A 20132-nucleotide genomic window follows, 5' to 3' on the forward strand; every position below is an offset into this window, starting at 1 on the left:
AGCCCGTAAAAGCGCTGCAAACAGACCCGCCGCATGCAGATTCCAAGGAGTGCCCCATGACCGACCACCTGACTGTTGTTGATCACCCGCTTGTGCAGCACAAGCTGACCCTGATGCGGGACAAGGGCACATCCACGGCCGGCTTCCGCCGCCTGCTGCGTGAGATTACCCAGCTGCTGGCCTATGAAATCACCCGCGAAATGGCGCTGACCACCACCAACATCGAAACCCCGATGGAGGAGATGGACGCGCCGATCCTGGCCGGCAAGAAACTGGCGCTGGTGTCGATCCTGCGCGCGGGCAACGGCATGCTGGACGGGGTGCTGGAGCTGATCCCCTCGGCCCGCGTCGGCTTTGTCGGCCTGTACCGCGACGAGGAAACCCTGGAACCGGTGCAATATTACTTCAAAGCGCCCGAAGCGCTGGAAGACCGGCTGGTGATCGCTGTCGACCCGATGCTGGCGACCGGCAACAGCTCAGCCGCCGCCATCGACCTGTTGAAAGAGGCCGGCGCCAACAACATCCGTTTCCTCTGCCTGCTGGCCTCGCCCGAAGGCGTCGCGCGCATGAAGGAATCGCACCCGGATGTGCCGATCGTGACCGCCTCGCTCGACCGGCAGCTGAACGAGAAGGGATACATATTGCCCGGCCTGGGCGATGCCGGCGACCGGATGTTCGGCACCAAATGATCCAAAGCACCGGCCAGGGCAGCCCCAAGCGCCTTGGCCGGAATGTCCGGCAGCCGCCTGCGGCCGGCAAACAAGTTCCAATCTGCGCTAAAACTGCCGGCTCGCGGCCTTATTGTTGCCGCAGAATCTTTACTCACAGGCCTGTTTCGGGCATCCTGCAGCTATATTTTGTGGGGCTCAGGAATGAAAATAACTAGAATTATTGCACTGGCCATCATCGCGGGGATATCTGGCGCAGCAGGTATACAGGCGCAAACCCTGCGTGAAACCAGCCCGCCCGCCGAATTTCCGCCTGTCTCCTACACAGGTAAGCAATATGTGGACAGCCGCGGCTGTATCTACATCCGCGCAGGCATTGACGGCAATGTCGCCTGGGTTCCGCGCGTCTCCCGCTCGCGCAAGCAGATCTGCGGCTATGCGCCGACCAAGCTGGCAGGCACCACGCGGCAGCAGCAGGCGGCCCCGGCGCCGGAACTGATCACGCTGGAGCCAGGCCGCCAGCCCGCGCAATCGGCGGCAGCCGCGCCCGCTCCGGCAAAGCGGACACCGTCCGCAGCCAAACCTGCTGCTGCTGCGCCCAGGGTCGTCACCACGGCCAAGCCGCGCCGCACACCGCAATCCACCAGCGCCGGGCCCGCAGCCGCGGCGGCTGCTGCGGCACCGGAACCGGCAGCCAAGAGGGTCGTGCGCGTGACACCCAAGCCAGCCCCGGCGCCGGCAGTGCCCGCTCAGGCAGCAGCGCAGCCCGCAGCCGGAGGCGCTTGTGCCGGCCTTTCGGACATCAGCCGCCAATACTCAAATGCCGCCGGCGTGCGCTGCGGTCCGCAAGCTGTTCCGCCGGTGACTTACGGCGGGCAGGGCAGCGGCGCACAGTCCTCCTTGCGCCTCACCCCGAACACCCGCGTGGTGCAGACGCATATCTATCAGGACCGCCGGCTCAGCAACAGTTTCACGGTGCCCCGGGGCTACCGCCCGGTCTGGTCCGACGGGCGGCTGAACCCGCAGCGTGCGGTGCGTACCGTGCGCCCGGCAGTGGTGACCGGTTCTGCCCAAGTCCCGGCCGGCTATCTGGCTGTGGAACGTGAAGACGGCCGCCTGAACAGGATGCGCGGCGTGCACACGCCCGAGGGCGACGCGCAGATGGCGCGGATCTGGACCGATGGCGTGCCGCGCAAATTGGTGCAGCTTCCGCTGGACCGCCCCACGCTGACACTGCCGCGCAGAGCACGCCGCAGCCCGGCTGAAGCACAGCCCTCAGGTCTGCGCCTGTCCAGCCGCTCTGCCCCGCAGGCGGTTGCCCCGCAGCAGACCGCAGCGCGCCTCTATGTTCGGGCAGCAACCTTTTCCGATGCCGGGCAGGCAACAGCCGCCGCCCGCCGCCTTGCCGCTTCCGGACTGCCGGTGCGTCTTGGCACGGTCAGCCGTAAGGGGCAGCCCTACAAGGTGGTTCTTGCAGGCCCGTTCCGCCACCAGGCCAAGGCCGCTGCCGCACTGATCAAAGTGCAGAAGGCTGGCTTCTCCGGTGCCAAGCTGGGCAAGTAGCGGCAACCCTGTTTAAACGGAAAAAGCCGGGGTTTGCCCCGGCTTTTTTGTGTGACGCACAGGCTGCTCAGCCGGCATTTGCAAATTCGGCCGCCCCGGCGTCTGGAACCGGGAAGACGATATCATAGACCCAGTTGAAGACGAAGGCATAGACGAGGTAGAAGCCGGCAAACCCGATATCCATCACAAAGGCCTCCAGCAGGGTCACCCCCAGGAACCAGGCCAGGAACGGCATCATTGCCAGCAACAGGCCCAGTTCGAACATAACCGCGTGCAGAATACGCTGTGCTACCGTCTTCTGAGTGCTGCCTGTCTGACGCTGCATTACGCGGTCAAAAGCAAAGTTATAGACGTAGTTCCACAGGGTAGCGACTATAGAACAGATAAGGGCTGCCGCTCCGAAATGCTGGAACGGTATGTGAAACAGCCAGGCACCGACTGGCGTGACAAGCAGCAGGCCCAACACTTCAAATAAAATTGCATGGCGGAAACGGTCTTTGGCGGTGCGCATCGCCTATCCCCTCAGATTGTGCCGGGCCGTCCCGGAGCGTTGTCCCGGAATGGGGGAGGGCGTCCTCGCTCGAGTGCTTAAATTATCGAGCGACCCGGCAATTTCAAGGGGGAAATCAGCCGCAGATATTCTGCAGTTGCACCCAGTCGCGGTCATTCAGCAGCGGCTCCTGGTCGCGGCCAGCCATCGGATCCGCCTCGATCAGCCCCAGCACCGTCTCGCCGGTGATGTCCAGCGCGTAGGCATAGGGCGAGGAGGGCAGGGCCGCGCGGGCAAATTCCGACAGCAGCAGCTGATCCGGCAGTTCGGGCCGCGGGCTGGCCAGGGTGGCCTCGGAATAGGCATCCAGCGCAGCCCGGTCCAGCTCGCCGGTGGTCAACAGCTTGAAAGTGGACAGAAACCCGCCGGCGTCCAGAAGTTCGAACATCGGGTCGCTGGCTTCAGCCCGGGCGCGTTCCGCCAGGATGGCGCCGGCTGCCACCGCCGGATCCTCGAAATCCTCAACGAACGAACGGTTCAGCAGCACGATGCCGCCAGGCAGATGCAGGCTGCCGGGAATGCCGGAGCGAAGCACAGCCAGCTGCCGCACCCCGGTGCGCTGTGCCAGGTCCTTCAGGATCGGTGCGGTTTCGGGGGTCGCGCAGGCGGGGCCTGAGACCCGCTCGATCCGGCCCAGCAATGCCTGGCCGATGGCCTTGCGCTTAATGTCAGGAACCACGCTGACCGCATGCCGGGTGACTGCCCCCGGCAGCCACAGGACCAGCAGCGCCAGCACCAGCGCAAAGGTGCCCAGGATACTGACGGCCCGCAGCCGCCCGGGCCGCGCGCGGGAGCGGCCGATGGCGTTTTGCACCCGGGCGATCGCTTCCAGCATGGCGGTTTCGTCCTGCGCCAGTTCCAGTGTTTCGCCAGGGTCGCCATCGGGATGGAACAGGGCCGGGAACTCTCCGGGATTGGCGCGCTCGACCGCGGCCAGCGACCAATGCGCCAGCGGCAGGTCGTTCATGCTGGCAATGGTCAGCGTCGCATCCCCCAGCGAGATGATCACATCCCGCCGCTGCGCTTGCCGGTCTGCGCGCCACAAGCCCGCAGCCTCCAGCCGCTCGAATTCCTTTAATGCCGTCATGCAGCCAGCCCGGCCCCCATTCTTATCGTTGCCGCCAGAATAATCACATAAAACAGGGGCAGCAAATTGCTTTGCCGCCCCCTGTTGCTGTTTCGCCGTGAAAAGTTACAGGTTCTTGGCAATTTTCCTCAGTTCGAACTTCTGGATCTTGCCGGTGGAGGTTTTCGGCAGCTCCTGGAACACCACTTTCTTGGGCGCCTTGAAGCCCGCCAGCGTTTCGCGGGTAAAGGCGATCAGTGCCGCGGCGTCTTCTGCGGCGCCGGGTTTCAGCTCGACAAAGGCACAAGGCACTTCGCCCCATTTCGCGTCCGGCATTGCCGCGACGGCGGCCAGCAGCACATCCGGATGCGCCATCAGCACGCCCTCCACTTCGACCGAGGAGATGTTCTCCCCGCCCGAGATAATGATGTCCTTGGCCCGGTCCGCAATCTGGATATAGCCGTCCGGGTGCTGCACCGCGAGATCGCCGGAGTTGAAATAGCCGCCCTTGAAGGCCTCCGCAGTGGCTTCGGGGTTCTTCAGGTAGCCCTTCATCACCACATTGCCGCGCAAGGCGATCTCGCCCTGGCTTTCGCCGTCCATCGGCAGGGTATTGTGCTCGCTGTCGCGCACCACCACCGGCTCCAGCATTGGCATTGCGACACCCTGGCGCGCCTTTTTGGCGGCAATACCGGCACTGTCCAGCCGGTCCCACTCGGCCGCTTTCCAATAGCATTCGGTGACATGACCGAAGGTTTCGGTCAGCCCGTAAACATGGGTGACGTTGAAGCCGAGGTTCTCGATCTTCGACAGTGTTGCCGGAGCAGGCGGCGCGCCAGCGGTGAATACCTCCACCGTGTGGTCAAAGGTGCGGCGTTCCTCGTCCAGCGCGTTGACGATCATGTTCAGCACAATCGGCGCGCCGCCGAAATGGGTGACGCCCTCGTAATGGATGGCGTTATAAATGTTCTGCGCTGTGATATCGCGGCAGCAGACCAGCGTGCCGCCCACCAGCGGCATCATCCAGGTGTGGTTCCAGCCGTTGCAATGGAACAGCGGCACGATGGTCAGATAGACCGGATGCAGCACCATCCGCCAGGAGATCACCGTGCCGGTGGTCATCAGATAGGCGCCGCGGTGGTGGTAAACCACGCCCTTGGGCCGCCCGGTGGTGCCGGAGGTATAGTTCAGCGCCAGGCTTTCCCATTCATCCTCTGGCATGATCCACTGGAATTCAGGATCGCCGCTGGCCAGCAGCGCCTCATAGTCCATGTGCCGGCCGGTTGCGTGCCAGGATGCCTGATCGTCCGCCACCTCGATCAGAACCGGGGCCGGGCCGTCCATCTCCTCTACCGCGGCCTCGGCCAGGTCCAGGAACTGCGGATCGACCAGCACCGCCTTGGCCTCGCCATGGCCGAAGATATAGGCCACCGTGCCCACGTCCAGCCGGGTATTGATCGTGTTCAGCACCGCCCCGCAGGCAGGCACCCCGAAATGCGCCTCGGCCTGGGCCGGGAGGTTCGGAAGCAGGGTCGCCACCACGTCCCCCGGCTTCACACCCAGCTTGACCAGCCCCGAGGCCAGCCGGCTGCAGCGCGCGTGGTATTCGGCATAGGTCTTGCGGTGCTTGCCATAGCTGACTGCCAGATGTTCCGGAAACACCTGCGCCGCCCGCTGCAGATGCGACAGCGGCGTCAGCGGCACATAATTCGCGGCGGTCTTCTCCAGACCGGTTTCATCCGCCATCCACCCCATCAGTTTCCTCCCCTGAATCACTTTGGTGTCGTTTAGAGGACAGATATTGCGGAATGTTGCGGGCAATGGGAAGGGTATGAAACAAACAGCGACCCTTTCCGCAGAGACCGGCAGCCAGACGGCGGCCGCGCATGCCATGCTGGCGGCGATGATGATAATCGGCATCACCGACAACGCGGTGCCGCTGATGGCCGAACAGATCGGGCTGGGCCAGTTCTATTTGCTGCGGAGCATTGTCGCGCTGCCGTTTTTGTGGCTGATGGCCCGGGCCGGGTTTGGCGGCCTGGCGCCGTACAGGTCAGGCGCGGTGCTGCTGCGTGCAGTGCTGGTTGCGGTTGCGATGGTATTTTACTTTGCTGCTGTCGCCTTGATGCCGATTGCACAGGCGCTGGCCGGTTTGTTCACCTCGCCGATCCTGATTGTCGTGATATCGGTTCTGTTCCTGAAGTTGCGGATCGGCTGGGTCCGGATCGGCGCCGTGCTTTTTGGCTTTGCCGGGGTTCTGATGGTGCTGCAGCCGGATCCCGCTGCGTTCAACTGGCTGATTCTGGTGCCGGTTGCGGGCGGTCTGTTCTATGCGCTCGGGTCGCTGGCCACCGGTCTTTACTGCCAGGGTGAAAGCACCGTGGCGATGCTGTTCATCTATCTTCTGGTGCAAGGCGCGATAGGCACGTTGCTGCTGGCAGGCCTGGAAGTCTGGCCGCAGGCGGTGCCGGTAGGCGCGGACGGCTTTGTCACTCGCGGCTGGGTTTGGCCGCTGTGGGAGATCACACACCTGATTCTGCTGCAGGGCTGCGCGGCGGTGGGCGGCGTGTTCCTGATCACCAAGGCCTACCAGCTGGGCGAGGCCTCCTATGTTGCGGTGTTCGAATACTCGGTAATGATCGTCGGCCCCGGTGTCGCCTGGGCATATTGGGGGCAGGCTCTCAACGGATGGCAGATTTCAGGCATCGCACTGATCATCGCCGCAGGAACGACCATCGCGCTGCGCTCCAGGTGACGGGCAGGGGCGCTGCCCCTCTTGCCCCTGCGGCGCAATTCACCCCGGAATATTTCCGACCAGAAAGAAGCGCCAGAGTGCGGCTGGTCTTCTTTGCAGAATTACCCCTGTCCCACTGCCCGGCAAGCGGCTTTCCGGCCCGGCGGGGCCAGGTGCATTTCCGGCGTTTCCATCTTTGGAGCAATTGCCTAGGGTCAGGCTATGATCCTGTCGCCGGGCCGCAAATACGTCTTTATCCATATCCCCAAGACCGGCGGCACAGCGCTGGCCCTGGCGCTTGAGGCGCGTGCCATGGCGGATGACATGATGCTGGGGGATACGCCCAAGGCGCTGAAGCGCCGCCGCCGTCTGAAGGACGCCCAGACCCGCGGGCGGCTGTGGAAACACTCCGCCCTTGCCGATATCGACGGGCTGGTGCCAAAAGAAACTCTGCGGTCGCTGTTTGCGTTCACCCTGGTGCGCAACCCCTGGGACCGGGCGGTCAGCTATTACCACTGGCTGCAGGAACAGCGCTTCAGCCATCCGGCGGTCCAGCTGGCGCAAACCCTGGAGTTCCGCGCCTTTGTGCAGCATCCGCAGATTGTAAGCGCGTTTCAGGGCAGCCCCGCGGTGTCTTACATGCGCCGTGCGGATGGGGCCGAGCAATGCCAGCTCTATATCCGGCTGGAGCATTTCCAGGAGGATGCCCGGCCGTTGTTCGACCATCTCGGTTTTTCCCTCGATCTGCCGCGGGTCAATGAAAGCGGCCGGCAGCGGGACTGGCGGGGCTACTATGACGATGCCGCCGCCGAAGCCATTGCCGGGGCCTGTGCCGCAGATATCGGGCAATTTGAATACTCTTTTAACGAATCTCCGTTACTCCAATGACAGGTAACAGTGCTGCGGCTGCCAGCGCGGGGCCGGACCGGCCTGGGCAGGCAGTTGGCGCTTGGAAGTGAACATTGAGCGGTCGTTGCCGCATTGCCGGGCTGACAGCACCGGGGATGACGGGAATAACCGGAATGGCCCGGGCGGAACTGCCTTGGCTGCAGGAAAGGAAGTCGGATGCTGGATTGGCTCCTGAAACGCTCGCAAGCCCCGCTGGGACAGCCGTTGAGCAGCGGTTTTCCTCTGGCCTCAGTCGGGCAGGGCGGGTTTCTGGTCGGCACCCATGTTGCGTCGAACCTGGGCTGGCGCCCGGTCGAGGCGCTGACTGCAGGCGACAAGGTGCTGACATTCGATCATGGGATGCAGACGGTTGTGGAGCCGCAGCGCGAAATCATCGTTCCGGGCGACGGGGAACTTGACCCGGCCCGCTGTCCGCTGCTGGTGCCGCGTGATGCGCTGATGAACCGGGTGCCGCTGTGGCTGATGCCGGATCAGGGCGTGCTGCTTGAGAGCGATCTGGTGGAAGATGTTCAGGGCGATCCGTTTGCGGTCGTGCCTGCCGCCGCGCTGGAGGGCTACCGCGGTATCCGCCGGATGCATCCCGGCGCGCAGATGGAGCTGGTCACACTACGGTTTGCCCAGGATCAGGTGATTTATCTGGAGGCCGGAATGCTGGGGTTCTCCGCAGCTCCGGTCAATTTGATGTGCGGGCGCCTCTTGACCGGGGAAAGCGCCTACAGGGTGCTGCCGCCGGATGAGGCGCGCGGCCTGGTGCTGTCGATGATAGCCGAAGAAGAGTACTGCCCGGCAGGCGCCACCGCCGGCGCAGCGCAGCCTGCGGTCAGAATGTAGCTTCAGCTGCGGGGTCCAACCATTTGACCGGGATTGGAAAAAGCCGGCGTGCGGGCGCCGGCCTTTTTTGTTTTATGCCTGCGCTTAGGCGGCCGCGGATTTCTCCGGGTCGAACCGGCCATAGAAGCTTTGGCCCTTGTTCGCCATGTCGCGCAGCAGTTCCGGGCAGGCGAAACGATCGCCATGCTGTCCGGCCAGCTGATCGCAGCGTTCGGCCGCATAGGGCGTGCCGATGATATCCAGCCAGCTGAACGGGCCGCCGGACCAGGGGGCAAAGCCCCAAGCAAGAACCGCGCCCACGTCGCCTTCCCGGATGTCTTCCAGAACACCTTCCTCCAGCGCGCGCACCGCTTCCAGCACCTGGGCGAACATCAGCCGTTCCTGCACTTCAATCAGATCAGGCTGCTCAGCGGCTTGCGGGTATTTCTCCTGCAGGCCCTTCCAGTACTCGACGCGCTTGCCTTTCTCGTCATAGTCGAAGAAGCCGGCGTTGGCCTTGCGCCCCAAGCGGCCCTGCTCCTCCATCCAGAAAATCAGGTCATCGGAGGGGCTTTCCGGATAGGCGTCGCCCATTGCCGCCTTGGTTGCCCGCGCGATCTTGGCCCCCAGGTCGATCGAGGTCTCATCGGTCAGCTGGATCGGCCCCACCGGGAAGCCCAGCTGCCGCGCGGCATTGTCGATCAGCACGGGGCTGACGCCCTCGGCAATCATCCGCACCCCTTCGTTGATATAGGGGATGATGCAGCGGTTGGCGTAGAAGAAGCGCGCGTCATTAACCACAATCGGCGTTTTGCGGATCTGACGCACATAGTCCAGCGCCTTGGCCACCGCGCGGTCGCCGGTTTCGCGGCCCTTGATGATCTCCACCAGCAGCATCTTCTCGACCGGCGAGAAGAAGTGGATGCCGATGAACTGATCCGCCCGCTTCGACGCCTTGGCCAGCTCCGAGATCGGCAGGGTCGAGGTGTTGGAGGCAAAGATGCAATCCTCAGGGATGATCGCCTCGACCTTTTGGGTCATCTCGGCCTTGACGCCCGGGTCCTCGAACACCGCCTCGATGATCAGGTCGCAGCCTTTCAGCGCGTCCAGATCCGGGGTCGCGGTGATCTGCGCCAGCAGCGCCGCTTTCTTCTCCTCGGTCGCCTTGCCGCGCTTGATGCCCTTGTCCATGTAGCCGGCGGAATAGGCCTTGCCCTTGTCGGCAGCTTCCTGGTCGCGGTCGATCAAGACCACCTCCATGCCCGCCTGGGCGGAGACCAGCGCTATCCCTGCGCCCATCATGCCCGCGCCCAGAACGCCAACTTTCCTGACCGTCTGGGCCGGCACGTCCTTGGGCCGCACCGCCCCTTTTTCCAGCGCCTGCTTGTTCAGGAACAGGCTGCGGATCATGGCCGAGGAGGAGGGGTTCATCAGCACATGGGTGAACCAGCGGGCTTCGATTTTCAGCGCGGTGTCGAAATCAACCAGCGCGCCTTCATAGATCGAGCTGAGCAGCGCCTGCGCCGCCGGGAAGGCGCCCTGGGTCTTGCCGTTGATCATCGCCGAGGCGCCGACAAAGGTCATGAAGCCGGCCGGATGATAGGGTGCGCCGCCCGGCATTTTATAGCCCTTGGCGTCCCAGGGTTTCACCAGATCGGCAGGTTTGGCATTCAGCACCCACTCCTTGGCCGCCGCCAGCGGATCCTCGGCCACAGCGTCGATCAACTGGGCGCCCTTGGCTTTCTTCGGGTCCAGCATCTTGCCTTCGAGCAGCACCGGCGCCGCCGCCATTGCGCCCACCATACGCGAATAGCGCGTGGTGCCGCCGCCGCCGGGGAAGATGCCGATCATGATCTCCGGCAGGCCGACCTTGGCCTTGGGGTTGTCGGTCATCACCCGGTGATGGCAGGCGAGGGCAATCTCAGTGCCGATGCCGGCGCAGGTGCCGTTGATGGCGCAGGCCACCGGCTTGCCGCCCTTCTTGGTTTTCGGGTCCATGCCTGCGAGCTCAAGTTTGCGCAGGATCCGGTGGCCGCCCATGGTGAAGTCGAACAGGCCCTGGGCCGGGTTCTCACCCGATTCTTCGCGGATGGTGGCCAGCACATTCAGGTCCATGCCGCCAGCAAAATCCTTCTTGCCCGACGTGATCACGATACCCTTCACCGCGTCGTCTTCCAGCGCCCGGTCAACATATTCCTCCACTAGGCCAAAGGCCTCGCGGGTAAGGACGTTCATCGACTTGCCGATCGCGTCCCAGGTGATGATTGCGACGCCGTCCGCGTCCACGTCGTATTTGAAATCGCTCATGTGTTTTCTCCGGTCTGGTCAGCCGTCAGCGGGCTGCCGTCCTTGCGGGTGAAATTGAACTGCCCTTCGGCAATTTTCACCATCATGTCCAAATCGCTGTAAAAAGCGGTCTCTGCCGGGGTGCGGGTGCCGACCACCAGAAAGGCGGCAGGCTTGTCCGATCGGTTCACCAGATGGTGCCCGTTCTCATCCCCCGCCGGAAAGCTGGCGCAGTCGCCCGGCAGCATCTCATGCGCACCCTGATCGTCGATCAGGGTGCAGGTGCCCTCGGTCACCATCACGAATTCGTCCTGCTCCATGTGGTAATGTCGCAAGGAAGACATCGCGCCGGGCTCCAGCCGCACGATGTTGACGCCGTACTGGGTCAGGCCGCCGGGATCGCCAAGCGGCTGCACGCTGCGCCCGTCGCCCGCCGCAGCCAGCTTGCCGGGGTAGCCCGATCCGGTGCGCCAGGGCAGTCGGGAAAGGTCCAGCTTTGGCATCAGACGCGCTCGATGATGGTGGCAGCACCCATGCCGGATGCAATGCACAGCGTCGCCAGGCCGCATTCTTTGTCCTGGCGTTCCAGTTCATCCAGCAGGGTGCCGATGATGATCGCGCCGGTAGCACCCAGCGGATGCCCCATGGCGATGGAGCCGCCATTGACGTTGACCAGCTCCGGGTCCACATCAAACGCCTGCTGAAAGCGCAGCACCACGCTCGCAAAGGCCTCGTTCACCTCGAACAGATCCAGATCGCCGATCGTCATGCCACTGTCGGCCAGGATCTTCTCGGTCACCGGAACCGGGCCGGTCAGCATGATGGTGGGGTCGGTGCCGATCTTGGCGGTTGCTTTGATGCGCGCGCGCGGTTTCAGCCCGTGCTTGTCGCCGAATTCCTTGTTGCCGATCAGCAGCGCCGCAGCACCGTCCACGATGCCTGAGGAGTTGCCCGCATGGTGGATATGATTGATCCGCTCCAGATGCGGGTATTTCAGCATCGCCACCTTGTCAAAGCCGGGCATCTGCTCGCCCATCATCTGGAAGGCGGGGTTCAGCGATCCCAGCGCCTGCATGTCGGTGCCGGGACGCATGTATTCGTCATGATCCAGGATCGCCAGCCCGTTCTGGTCGCGCACGGTGATGATGGATTTGTCGAACCGCTTCTCTTCCCAGGCCTTGGCGGCGCGGCGCTGGCTCTCCATCGCCAGCGCGTCGGCCTGGTCGCGGGTAAAGCCGTATTCGGTGGCGATGATATCGGCCGAGATGCCCTGCGGCACGAAATAGGTGTCCATTGCCAGGGTCGGGTCGACCGCAATTGCGGCGCCGTCGCTGCCCATCGCCACCCGGCCCATCATCTCGACACCGCCTGCGATATAGCCATCACCGGCGCCGCCCTTCACCTGGTTCGCGGCCAGGTTCACGGCCTCCATGCCAGATGCGCAGAAGCGGTTGATAGCGAGGCCGGGAATACGTTCGTCCAGATCCGAGGCAAGAACAGCGGAGCGGGCCAGGCAGCCGCCTTGCTCTTTCACCTGGGTGACATTGCCCCAGATCACGTCCTCGACCGCATGGCCTTCGAGGTTGTTGCGCTCCTTGAGCGCGTTCAGCGTCAGGGCGCTGAGCCGCACGGAGGTCACCTCGTGCAGGGCGCCATCCTTGCGGCCCTTGCCGCGCGGCGTGCGCAGGGCGTCATAGATATAAGCTTCAGTCATAATTGTCTCCTCAAGTCCGGTCCGACGGTCTGCCGGGCATCAGGTCATAGGGGTGTTTCCAGCCGGGCACCGCGCTGATGCGGCTAAGCCAGGCGTCGATATGGGGCCAAGCGGCGCGGTCAAAGCCGAAGGGCTCGGGGTAGTAGAGGTAGCTGCAGCAGCTGATATCGGCGTTGGTCAGCCCGTCGCCTACCAGCCAATCGCGGCCTTCCAGGTGGGACTCCAGCGTCTGATAGGCAGCCTTCAGGCGGCCTTGCATGAAGGCGATCACTTCCGGCGGCCGGTGCTTTTCCGGCAGGAAGTTGATCAGGAAACGGGTCATGCCGGCCTGGCTGGACATCTTGTGATTGTCCCAAAGCACCCAGCGCAGCACCTCGTACTTGTCCTCCGGGCGGCCGCCGAACTTGCCGGTCTTGTCGGTGATATACTGCTGGATGGCGCCCGACTGGCTGAGCGTCACATCGCCGTCCACCAGCACCGGCGCTTCGGCCATCGGATTGAAGCCCCGGAAGTCATCGGTGCGCGCAGCACCGCCGAAGAAATCGACGAACACCGGCTCCCAGGGAAGACCCGAGAGTTCCAGCGCCAGCGCTGCCTTGTAGGAGTTTCCGCTTTCGCCAAAGCAATGCAGTTCAATTGTCATCTGCTGTTCCCTGTTTTTACTGTTGGCGCGGGGGGGGGGGGGCACACCCCCGCGCGCGTGGAGTATTTTCGCAAAGATGATGCAGCGTTACCCCGCCGGGGTCTGCCGCGTGATACCCTGAAGGTGCGGTACAGGCTGGAGAGCCGATGGCCGTGAAAGATGAAGACGCCTCTGCCCATTCGGCGAAGGCTTGGGGGCAAGGGCGCGCCGCTGCCTTCAACTTTCCCCAAATACTCAAATTCCGGCATCTGCGCCAAATCCCTCGGATTGCGGGGTCATAGACTGCGCGCAATCAGCTCCTTCATGATCTCATTGGTGCCGCCATAGATCCGCTGCACCCGGGCATCAGCCCACATCTCGCCCACAGCGTATTCCTGCATGTAGCCATAGCCGCCGAAGAGTTGCAGGCACTCGTCCAGCACCTCGCCCTGGGTATCGGTGATCCAGTATTTCGCCATGGCCGCTTTCTCGACGCTCAGCTGCCCTTGCAAGTGATCGGCGATACACTCGTCAAGGAAGGCGCGCGCAACCTTGGTCTTGGTCAGGCATTCCGCCAGCTTGAAACGGGTGTTCTGAAACTGCAGGATCGGGCCGCCGAACGCCTCGCGTTCCTTGCAATAGGCGATGGTTCGGTCCACCGCGCCTTCCATCGCGCCGACCGCGCCGCAGGCGATGATCAGGCGCTCCTGCGGCAGCTGCTGCATCATCTGGTAAAAGCCCTGGCCCTCGCCGCCGCCCAGAATGTTCTCGGGCGGGATTTCCACATTGTCAAAAAACAGCTCGGACGTGTCCGCCGCATGGCAGCCGATCTTGTCGAGGTTGCGGCCGCGGCTGAAGCCTGCGGCGCCGTCGGTCTCCACTGCCACCAGAGAGACTCCCTTGGCGCCCGCCGCGGGGTCGGTCTTGGCAGCAACCAGGATCAGATTGGCGTGCTGGCCATTGGTGATAAAGGTCTTCTGCCCCGACAACCGGTAAGCATTGCCATCCTTGACCGCCTTGGTCTTGATTGCCTGCACATCCGAGCCGGTGGAGGGTTCGGTCATTGCCAGCGCCCCGACCAGCTCTCCGGTCACCATCCTGGGCAGCCAGCGCTGCTTCTGCTCTTCGGTGCCATAGGCCAGGATGTAATGGCCAACGATGCCGGAATGAATGCCTTGGCCCCAGCTGGCCAGATTGGCGCGGCTGCCTTCCATCAGGATCACGGCTTCATGGCCGAAGTCGCCGCCGGCACCGCCATAGGCTTCGGGGATGGAGGGGCAGAGCAGGCCAAGGCCGCCCGCCTGGGTCCAGGTCTCCCGGTCCATCATGCCCTGCTTGCGCCAGGTTTCAAACTTGGGCGCCCATTCATTGGTGATGAACTGGGCCGTCATCTGGCTGAGCATCCGATGCTCATCCGTCATCCATGCGGAGCGCGTCTCGGTCATCTTTCTCCCTTTGGCCGTTTCCCGGGCCTTATCTCTTGCGGGCCTCCAGCTCGGCATTGAACAGCCGCAGCCGGTGGCTCAGGTTTTCATAGTCCGTCACGCTGTCGAAATTTTCGAACAGGAATGACAGCGCTTCGCCTTCATCGAGCCCCGCCTCCTGGGCAAACTTCCTGAGCTTGCGGTAGCCGTCCTCGGTCATTGCAACCGGGAAGCGGCGGGTCAGGCGGAAACGTTTCGGCATCATGTGGTCCTTTGCATGTCAAAGCACCGGCCGGGGCTGGATGGACGCCCCGGACAGGGGCGCCCGAAAGGCATCAAAAGGCGTCCGCGTCCAGCGCCATCACCGGATCCGCTCCGCTTTCGATGCGGGCCAGGTGCAGTTTGGTCGCGGGCAGCCGCCGTGCCATATAGTACCGGCCGGTTGCGAGTTTCGTCTCATAGAACGCCGCGTCATCGGACCCCGCGTCAAGCGCTTCCTGCGCGGCCTTGCCCATCTTAGCCCACATCAGGCCCAGGCAAACCTGTCCGAACAGATGCATAAAGTCATAAGACCCGGCCAGCGCGTGGTTGGGATCCTTCATGCCTTTTTGCATGAAATACATACCGGCCGCCTGCAGATCCTTGGAGGCCGCCTTCAGCGGATCGATGAAGTCTTTGCCGAAAGTCTCTGAAACATCCTTATTTTCCTGGCAGAAGGTCTTCACCAGGTCGAAGAACGCCAGAACATATTTGCCGCCGTGCTGGCCCAGCTTGCGGCCCACCAGGTCCAGCGCCTGCACGCCGTTGGCACCCTCGTAGATCATCGCGATGCGGGCGTCGCGGGTGTATTGCGACATGCCCCATTCCTCGATGTAGCCATGGCCGCCATAGACCTGCTGCGCCTGCACGGTCATGTCGTAGCCCTGATCGGTCAGGAAGCCCTTGATCACCGGCGTCATCAGCGAGATCAGCCCGTCGGCGTCCTTGTCGCCTGCGCGGTGCGCCTGGTCGATCAGGGTGGCGCCCCACAGCAGGAACGCGCGCGCCCCTTCGGCAAAGCTTTTCTGGTCCATCAGCGAGCGGCGGATGTCCGGATGCACGATCAGCGGATCGGCGGGCCCGTCCGGGTTTTCGGCGCCGGTCACGGCGCGGCCCTGCAGCCGGTCCTTGGCATATTCGACGGCGTTCTGATAGGCGGCCTCGGCCTGCGCCAAACCCTGCATGCCGACGCCCAGACGGGCCTCGTTCATCATGGTGAACATGGCGCGCATGCCCTTGTGCTCTTCGCCCAGAAGCCAGCCGGTGGCGCCGTCATAATCCATCACGCAGGTTGAATTGCCGTGGATGCCCATCTTCTCCTCGATCTTGCCGACCGAGACGCCGTTGCGTTCGCCCGGGGTGCCATCCGCGCTGACAATGAATTTGGGCACGATGAACAGGCTGACACCCTTGATGCCCTCGGGGCCGCCGGGGATCTTGGCCAGCACCAGATGCACCACGTTTTCCGCCATGTCATGGTCGCCGGACGAGATGAAGATCTTCTGCCCCGAGATCTTATAGCTGCCATCGCCCAGCGGTTCCGCCTTGGTGCGCATCAGGCCCAGGTCGGTGCCGCAATGCGGTTCGGTCAGATTCATGGTGCCGGTCCATTGGCAGCTGACCATCTTGGGCAGATAGGTGGCCTTCTGCTGATCGGTGCCATGCGCCAGGATCGCCGAAGCAGCCCCGTGGGTCAGCCCCTGGTACATGGTGAAGGCCTGGTTTGCGGACGAGAAGAACTCGCCCACTGCGGTGCCCATGACATACGGCATGTTCTGGCCGCCGAACTCCTCCGGCATGTCCAGCCCGGTCCAGCCGCCCTGCTTGACCTGTTCAAAGGCCTCCTTGAACCCCTTGGGGGTGTAGACCACGCCGTTTTCCAGGCGGCAGCCCTCTGCATCGCCCACCACGTTCAGCGGGTGCAGAACCGCACTGGCGATCTTGCCAGCTTCCTCCAGCACCGCGCCGGTGAACTCCGGCTCCAGTTCGCTGTATCCGGGGATGTCGCTGCCGGACACCTTCAATACGTCATGCAGGATAAACTGGGCGTCTTTTGCGGGGGCTGTATAGGAAGGCATTGCGGTCCTCTTCGGGGGGCTTGTTGCTTGGGGTCGATGCCGGGCAGGCCGGCGGGATAGGGCGGGGCGGCTGCCTATTCGGCGGCCTCCTGCTTGGCCCGCATCGAGGCGATCATCTTTTCGCCCCAGGCCAGCTGGTCTTTCAGGTCCTCGATCGCCTCGGTCAGCTCTTCGCGCTGGCGCTCCATATCGGCAAGCCGCTCGCGGCCGACCTCATAGGTCTTGGTCAGCTGGGTCACCTGCTGGTCGCCGACATGGTACAGATCCAGCAGCTGGCGGATTTCCTCCAGGCTGAACCCGAACCGTTTGCCGCGCAGGATCAGCTTCAGCCGGGCGCGGTCGCGTTTGGTGAACAGCCGCTTCTGGCCGTCGCGGATCGGGAACAGCAGTTCCTTGGCTTCGTAGAACCGGAGCGTGCGGGGAGTTACGTCATAAGCCTCGCACATCTCGCGGATGGTCATGGTTTTCTCTGTCATCATCGTCACTCTTACGGCTTGGTGCAGGACCAAGCTGGCCGCAGCCGGGTTTTCGATCAAGACTGACTTTACGTTTACGTAAGTTATACGTTACGTCATTTTCCGGGGCGTGAATGGTTCGCAAAACGAACAAAAAATGACGCAACGTTTTGACTTGGAGGGCGCGCAGACCGGGGCCGAAGCGTATCCAAGGCGCGGCTATGGCAGAACCCAACAGTCCGGACTTAAGGCGAAACCGCCGCGCCAGCGCTTGCCAATCGGCTGGCGTTTCGGCGACGCGCCAGCAAATTCAAGAAGCCGGGTTTGTTGGCCGGAATGAAGTGGAAAACGCGCGCGTCCGGCGCCACCCCGCGGGAGGCGCTTGCCCGGCTGATTGACACAGGGCGGATCCGGGATTGGTCTTGGAAAGGCGGGGAGCAGGCTTACTTCACCAGGGCCCGGGTGCTTTCACGCAGTTCGCTCAGCTCTTCAATGGCCTCATTGATCTGCTCGCGCTGCTTGTCCAGCTCCAAAAGCTGGCGGTCGGCCATTTCCATGAATGCACGGTTTTGGGCGTCGTTGCCCTCTTTTTCATAGATCAGCAGCCATTGGCGTATTTCTTCCAGCTGGAAGCCGAACTTGCGTCCGCGCAGGATCAGCTTCATCCGCGCCCGCTCCCGCGCACCATAAAATCGCGACCGGCCTTCGCGGTCGGGATGCAGCAATTCGATGTATTCATAATAGCGCAGCGTCCGCGGTGTGACCTCGAACTCGGCGCACATTTCCTTGAATGACAATCTGTTGTCGGTCATCCGCCATCTCCCTTGCCGGGAACCTATGCACTTGCAGCGAACAGTGCAACCACCGCGGCGGCACACTTGCGCTTTTTCCGGGCCGGGGCCAAAGATGGGGGGAGACATTTCAAAGGGACAGCACCATGGCCGACAAGACCGACCTCGCGCGCCAGTTCATCGAAGCCATCCCCCATGCCAAGCAACTGGGCATGAAGCTGACAGAGATCGGCGACGGCACTGCCGAAATCCGCATGGCTTACGACGAGAAGCTGGTCGGCGATCCGGCAACCGGTGTCATCCATGGCGGCGCAGTTTCAGCGCTGATGGACACTTGCTGCGGCGCAGCGGTGATGAGCCACCCCTCGGCCCCCGGCGGCACCGCCACCATCGATCTGCGCATCGACTACATGCGCCCGGCGTCTCCGGGCCAGACGATCACCACCCGCGCCACCTGCCATCAGATCACCCGCAGCGTTGCCTTTGTCCGCGCGGTCGCGATGGACGAGGATACAGACCGCCCCGTCGCCACAGCCTCCGGCGCCTTCACCGTGGAGAAAAAGTTTTGAGCCGCCCCCGTCCTGAACCCATCCAGGTGGTCAAGCAGCGCCGCGATGCAGCCCTCTCGGCGCTGGTGGATTCGGTGCCCTACATCCGCTTCCTGAACGTCACTTTCGAACGCCGCGGCGATGAGCTGACCGCGCAGCTGAATTTCGACGACAAGCTGATCGGCAACCCGTTCCTGCCCGCGATCCACGGCGGCGTCACCGCGGCCTTCCTGGAAATCACCGCGATGATCACCCTCAACTGGTCGCATCTCTGGCAGCGTATCGAATCCGGCGATCTGGACCCGGCGGAAATGGCCAAGGGCAATCTGCCGCGCCAGCCCAAGACCATCGACTTTACCGTCGACTACCTGCGCTCCGGCCTGCCGCGCGACGCCTATGCGCGGGCGCGGGTGAACCGCTCGGGCCGCCGCTATGCCTCGGTGCATGTGGAGGCCTGGCAGGACCACAAAGACAAGCTGTTTGCCCAGGCCACCGGCCATTTCCTGATGCCGCAGGACCAGAACGGCGAAGGCTGACACGCGATGACCGGCGGGCCCACCGAAATCACCCATAAACGGGTGCTGACGATCGCTTTGCCGATTGTGCTGTCGAATGCGACGGTGCCGATCCTGGGCGCGGTGGACACCGGCGTGGTCGGCCAGATGGGCGAGGCCGCACCCATTGGCGCCGTTGGCATCGGCGCGGTGATCCTGGCGACGATCTACTGGCTCTTCGGCTTCCTGCGGATGGGCACCACCGGGCTGGCGGCACAGGCGCGCGGCGCCGGGGACTGGGCCGAGACAGGCGCGCTCCTGATGCGCGGGCTGCTTCTGGCCTTTGCCGCGGGAACCCTGTTCATCATTGCCCAAGCCGCAGTATTCTGGGGCGCCTTCGCACTTGCCCCGGCCAGTGCCGAGGTCGAAAGCCTGGCCCGTGACTACCTGGAAATCCGCATCTGGGGCGCGCCTGCCACAATTGCGCTCTATGCCGTCACCGGATGGCTGATCGCGGTGGAGCGCACCCGCGGCGTGTTCCTGCTGCAGGTCTGGATGAATGGTCTGAACATCGTCCTGGACCTGTGGTTCGTGCTAGTCCTCGGCTGGGGTGTCGAAGGTGTTGCCATCGCCACGCTGATTGCCGAATGGACCGGGCTGGTGCTGGGGCTATACCTGTGCCGCGATGCCTTTGCCGGCGATCAATGGCGTGACTGGGCACGGGTGTTCGATCCGGCGCGGCTGAAACGGATGCTGCAGGTCAACGGCGACATCATGGTGCGCTCGGTGCTGCTGACCGGTTCATTCACCACCTTTCTGTTCATCGGTTCCGGCGTCGGCGACGTGAACCTCGCCGCCAATCAGATCCTGCTGCAGTTTGTCGAAATCACCGCCTTTGCGCTGGACGGCTTTGCCTTCTCAGCCGAGGCGCTGGTCGGCGGGGCCATCGGCGCCAAGGCCCGCCAAAGAGTGCGCCGCGCGTCAATCGTCACTGCGCAATGGGGCGTGGGCGGAGCGGTGCTGCTGGGCATTGCCTTTGCCGCGGGCGGCCCCGCATTGATCGACCTGATGTCGACCTCCCCCGAGGTCCGCGAGGCAGGGCGGGTGTTCCTGATCTGGGCCGTGGCGATGCCTGTGCTGAGCGTCGCAAGCTGGATGTTCGACGGCATCTATATCGGCGCCACCTGGACCCGCGACATGCGGTGGGCGATGCTGCAATCGGTGGCGGCCTATGTGGCGGCACTGCTGCTGCTGGTGCCGGCGTTTGGCAACCACGGCCTGTGGGCGTCGTTGCTGGTGCTGAACATTGCCCGCGGTGTGACGCTGGCCCTGCGCTATCCGCGGCTGGAGGCGCAGGTCGGCGCCTGACACCATCGCCTTC

20 protein-coding genes are annotated in these 20132 nt (G+C 63.5%); 8 read left to right on the top strand and 12 right to left on the bottom strand.

Features of this window, described 5'->3' with window-relative positions:
- Positions 1-56: 56 nt before the first annotated feature.
- Complete coding sequence (gene upp / locus METH_RS06830; protein WP_024089702.1) at positions 57-689, top strand: uracil phosphoribosyltransferase; 633 nt, start codon at positions 57-59, stop codon at positions 687-689.
- Between the two features lie 183 nt (positions 690-872).
- Positions 873-2231: an SPOR domain-containing protein gene (locus METH_RS06835; protein ID WP_024089703.1), complete on the top strand. Its 1359-nt coding sequence runs from the start codon at positions 873-875 to the stop codon at positions 2229-2231.
- A 67-nt stretch (positions 2232-2298) separates the two neighbouring features.
- On the opposite strand, the gene METH_RS06840 is transcribed toward METH_RS06835, so the two are convergent.
- The 3 genes from METH_RS06840 to METH_RS06850 all read right to left on the bottom strand — a co-directional run bounded on the left by METH_RS06840 (position 2299) and on the right by METH_RS06850 (position 5602).
- Complete coding sequence (locus METH_RS06840; protein ID WP_024089704.1) at positions 2299-2742, bottom strand: PACE efflux transporter; 444 nt, start codon at positions 2740-2742, stop codon at positions 2299-2301.
- A gap of 115 nt (positions 2743-2857) precedes the next feature.
- Positions 2858-3868: a hypothetical protein gene (locus tag METH_RS06845; RefSeq protein WP_024089705.1), complete on the bottom strand. Its 1011-nt coding sequence runs from the start codon at positions 3866-3868 to the stop codon at positions 2858-2860.
- Between the two features lie 105 nt (positions 3869-3973).
- A complete protein-coding gene (locus tag METH_RS06850) occupies positions 3974-5602 on the bottom strand; it encodes an AMP-binding protein (RefSeq protein ID WP_024089706.1) in 1629 nt (542 codons plus the stop codon).
- A gap of 76 nt (positions 5603-5678) precedes the next feature.
- On the opposite strand from METH_RS06850, the gene METH_RS06855 reads away from it, so the two are divergent.
- The 3 genes from METH_RS06855 to METH_RS06865 all read left to right on the top strand — a co-directional run bounded on the left by METH_RS06855 (position 5679) and on the right by METH_RS06865 (position 8321).
- Positions 5679-6602 carry a DMT family transporter gene (locus tag METH_RS06855; RefSeq protein ID WP_024089707.1) on the top strand — a complete coding sequence of 308 codons (924 nt, stop codon included), beginning with the start codon at positions 5679-5681 and terminating at the stop codon, positions 6600-6602.
- 201 nt (positions 6603-6803) lie between these two features.
- Positions 6804-7469, top strand: coding sequence for a sulfotransferase family 2 domain-containing protein (locus tag METH_RS06860; RefSeq protein ID WP_024089708.1), 666 nt, complete (start codon positions 6804-6806; stop codon positions 7467-7469).
- A 177-nt stretch (positions 7470-7646) separates the two neighbouring features.
- Positions 7647-8321: a Hint domain-containing protein gene (locus METH_RS06865; protein WP_024089709.1), complete on the top strand. Its 675-nt coding sequence runs from the start codon at positions 7647-7649 to the stop codon at positions 8319-8321.
- A gap of 84 nt (positions 8322-8405) precedes the next feature.
- Here the strand turns inward: METH_RS06865 and METH_RS06870 are convergent, their stop codons facing one another.
- The 9 genes from METH_RS06870 to METH_RS06910 all read right to left on the bottom strand — a co-directional run bounded on the left by METH_RS06870 (position 8406) and on the right by METH_RS06910 (position 17730).
- Positions 8406-10607 (bottom strand): 3-hydroxyacyl-CoA dehydrogenase NAD-binding domain-containing protein, encoded by a 2202-nt coding sequence (locus METH_RS06870; protein WP_024089710.1) that lies wholly within the window; start codon positions 10605-10607, stop codon positions 8406-8408.
- A complete protein-coding gene (locus tag METH_RS06875) occupies positions 10604-11089 on the bottom strand; it encodes a cupin domain-containing protein (protein WP_024089711.1) in 486 nt (161 codons plus the stop codon). The genes METH_RS06870 and METH_RS06875 overlap by 4 nt, the downstream gene beginning before the upstream one ends.
- Positions 11089-12300 carry an acetyl-CoA C-acetyltransferase gene (locus METH_RS06880; RefSeq protein WP_024089712.1) on the bottom strand — a complete coding sequence of 404 codons (1212 nt, stop codon included), beginning with the start codon at positions 12298-12300 and terminating at the stop codon, positions 11089-11091. Before METH_RS06880 ends, METH_RS06875 begins: the two co-directional genes overlap by 1 nt.
- A 10-nt stretch (positions 12301-12310) precedes the next feature.
- Positions 12311-12943, bottom strand: a complete 633-nt coding sequence (locus METH_RS06885) for a glutathione S-transferase family protein (protein WP_024089713.1) — start codon at positions 12941-12943, stop codon at positions 12311-12313.
- 275 nt (positions 12944-13218) lie between these two features.
- Positions 13219-14367, bottom strand: coding sequence for an acyl-CoA dehydrogenase family protein (locus tag METH_RS06890; protein ID WP_024089714.1), 1149 nt, complete (start codon positions 14365-14367; stop codon positions 13219-13221).
- A 28-nt stretch (positions 14368-14395) separates the two neighbouring features.
- Positions 14396-14608 carry a hypothetical protein gene (locus tag METH_RS06895; RefSeq protein WP_024089715.1) on the bottom strand — a complete coding sequence of 71 codons (213 nt, stop codon included), beginning with the start codon at positions 14606-14608 and terminating at the stop codon, positions 14396-14398.
- Positions 14609-14681: 73 nt separating this feature from the next.
- A complete protein-coding gene (locus METH_RS06900) occupies positions 14682-16463 on the bottom strand; it encodes an acyl-CoA dehydrogenase C-terminal domain-containing protein (RefSeq protein ID WP_024089716.1) in 1782 nt (593 codons plus the stop codon).
- 74 nt (positions 16464-16537) lie between these two features.
- Positions 16538-16939, bottom strand: coding sequence for a MerR family transcriptional regulator (locus METH_RS06905; protein WP_024089717.1), 402 nt, complete (start codon positions 16937-16939; stop codon positions 16538-16540).
- A gap of 422 nt (positions 16940-17361) precedes the next feature.
- Entirely contained in the window at positions 17362-17730 is a 369-nt protein-coding gene (locus METH_RS06910; RefSeq protein ID WP_024089718.1) for a MerR family transcriptional regulator, read from the bottom strand.
- Positions 17731-17855: 125 nt separating this feature from the next.
- Here METH_RS06910 and METH_RS06915 point away from each other — a divergent pair, with 125 nt between their 5' ends.
- Genes METH_RS06915 through METH_RS06925 form a run of 3 tightly spaced genes read left to right on the top strand, consistent with a single transcriptional unit; the run spans position 17856 to position 20119 of the window.
- Entirely contained in the window at positions 17856-18278 is a 423-nt protein-coding gene (locus tag METH_RS06915; RefSeq protein ID WP_024089719.1) for a PaaI family thioesterase, read from the top strand.
- On the top strand, positions 18275-18793 hold the full coding sequence (locus METH_RS06920) for a PaaI family thioesterase (protein ID WP_024089720.1): 519 nt from the start codon (positions 18275-18277) through the stop codon (positions 18791-18793). Before METH_RS06915 ends, METH_RS06920 begins: the two co-directional genes overlap by 4 nt.
- A 6-nt stretch (positions 18794-18799) precedes the next feature.
- Positions 18800-20119 carry an MATE family efflux transporter gene (locus tag METH_RS06925; RefSeq protein WP_024089721.1) on the top strand — a complete coding sequence of 440 codons (1320 nt, stop codon included), beginning with the start codon at positions 18800-18802 and terminating at the stop codon, positions 20117-20119.
- The last annotated feature ends 13 nt before the right edge of the window (positions 20120-20132 follow it).

Source organism: Leisingera methylohalidivorans DSM 14336, assembly GCF_000511355.1.
Classification (GTDB): Bacteria; Pseudomonadota; Alphaproteobacteria; order Rhodobacterales; family Rhodobacteraceae; genus Leisingera; species Leisingera methylohalidivorans.

Coding starts and splice junctions, on each gene's coding strand:
- upp (WP_024089702.1), top strand. CDS start 57: ATGACCGACCACCTGACTGTTGTTGATCACCCGCTTGTGCAGCACAAG.
- METH_RS06835 (WP_024089703.1), top strand. CDS start 873: ATGAAAATAACTAGAATTATTGCACTGGCCATCATCGCGGGGATATCT.
- METH_RS06840 (WP_024089704.1), bottom strand. CDS start 2,742: ATGCGCACCGCCAAAGACCGTTTCCGCCATGCAATTTTATTTGAAGTG.
- METH_RS06845 (WP_024089705.1), bottom strand. CDS start 3,868: ATGACGGCATTAAAGGAATTCGAGCGGCTGGAGGCTGCGGGCTTGTGG.
- METH_RS06850 (WP_024089706.1), bottom strand. CDS start 5,602: ATGGGGTGGATGGCGGATGAAACCGGTCTGGAGAAGACCGCCGCGAAT.
- METH_RS06855 (WP_024089707.1), top strand. CDS start 5,679: ATGAAACAAACAGCGACCCTTTCCGCAGAGACCGGCAGCCAGACGGCG.
- METH_RS06860 (WP_024089708.1), top strand. CDS start 6,804: ATGATCCTGTCGCCGGGCCGCAAATACGTCTTTATCCATATCCCCAAG.
- METH_RS06865 (WP_024089709.1), top strand. CDS start 7,647: ATGCTGGATTGGCTCCTGAAACGCTCGCAAGCCCCGCTGGGACAGCCG.
- METH_RS06870 (WP_024089710.1), bottom strand. CDS start 10,607: ATGAGCGATTTCAAATACGACGTGGACGCGGACGGCGTCGCAATCATC.
- METH_RS06875 (WP_024089711.1), bottom strand. CDS start 11,089: ATGCCAAAGCTGGACCTTTCCCGACTGCCCTGGCGCACCGGATCGGGC.
- METH_RS06880 (WP_024089712.1), bottom strand. CDS start 12,300: ATGACTGAAGCTTATATCTATGACGCCCTGCGCACGCCGCGCGGCAAG.
- METH_RS06885 (WP_024089713.1), bottom strand. CDS start 12,943: ATGACAATTGAACTGCATTGCTTTGGCGAAAGCGGAAACTCCTACAAG.
- METH_RS06890 (WP_024089714.1), bottom strand. CDS start 14,367: ATGACCGAGACGCGCTCCGCATGGATGACGGATGAGCATCGGATGCTC.
- METH_RS06895 (WP_024089715.1), bottom strand. CDS start 14,608: ATGCCGAAACGTTTCCGCCTGACCCGCCGCTTCCCGGTTGCAATGACC.
- METH_RS06900 (WP_024089716.1), bottom strand. CDS start 16,463: ATGCCTTCCTATACAGCCCCCGCAAAAGACGCCCAGTTTATCCTGCAT.
- METH_RS06905 (WP_024089717.1), bottom strand. CDS start 16,939: ATGACAGAGAAAACCATGACCATCCGCGAGATGTGCGAGGCTTATGAC.
- METH_RS06910 (WP_024089718.1), bottom strand. CDS start 17,730: ATGACCGACAACAGATTGTCATTCAAGGAAATGTGCGCCGAGTTCGAG.
- METH_RS06915 (WP_024089719.1), top strand. CDS start 17,856: ATGGCCGACAAGACCGACCTCGCGCGCCAGTTCATCGAAGCCATCCCC.
- METH_RS06925 (WP_024089721.1), top strand. CDS start 18,800: ATGACCGGCGGGCCCACCGAAATCACCCATAAACGGGTGCTGACGATC.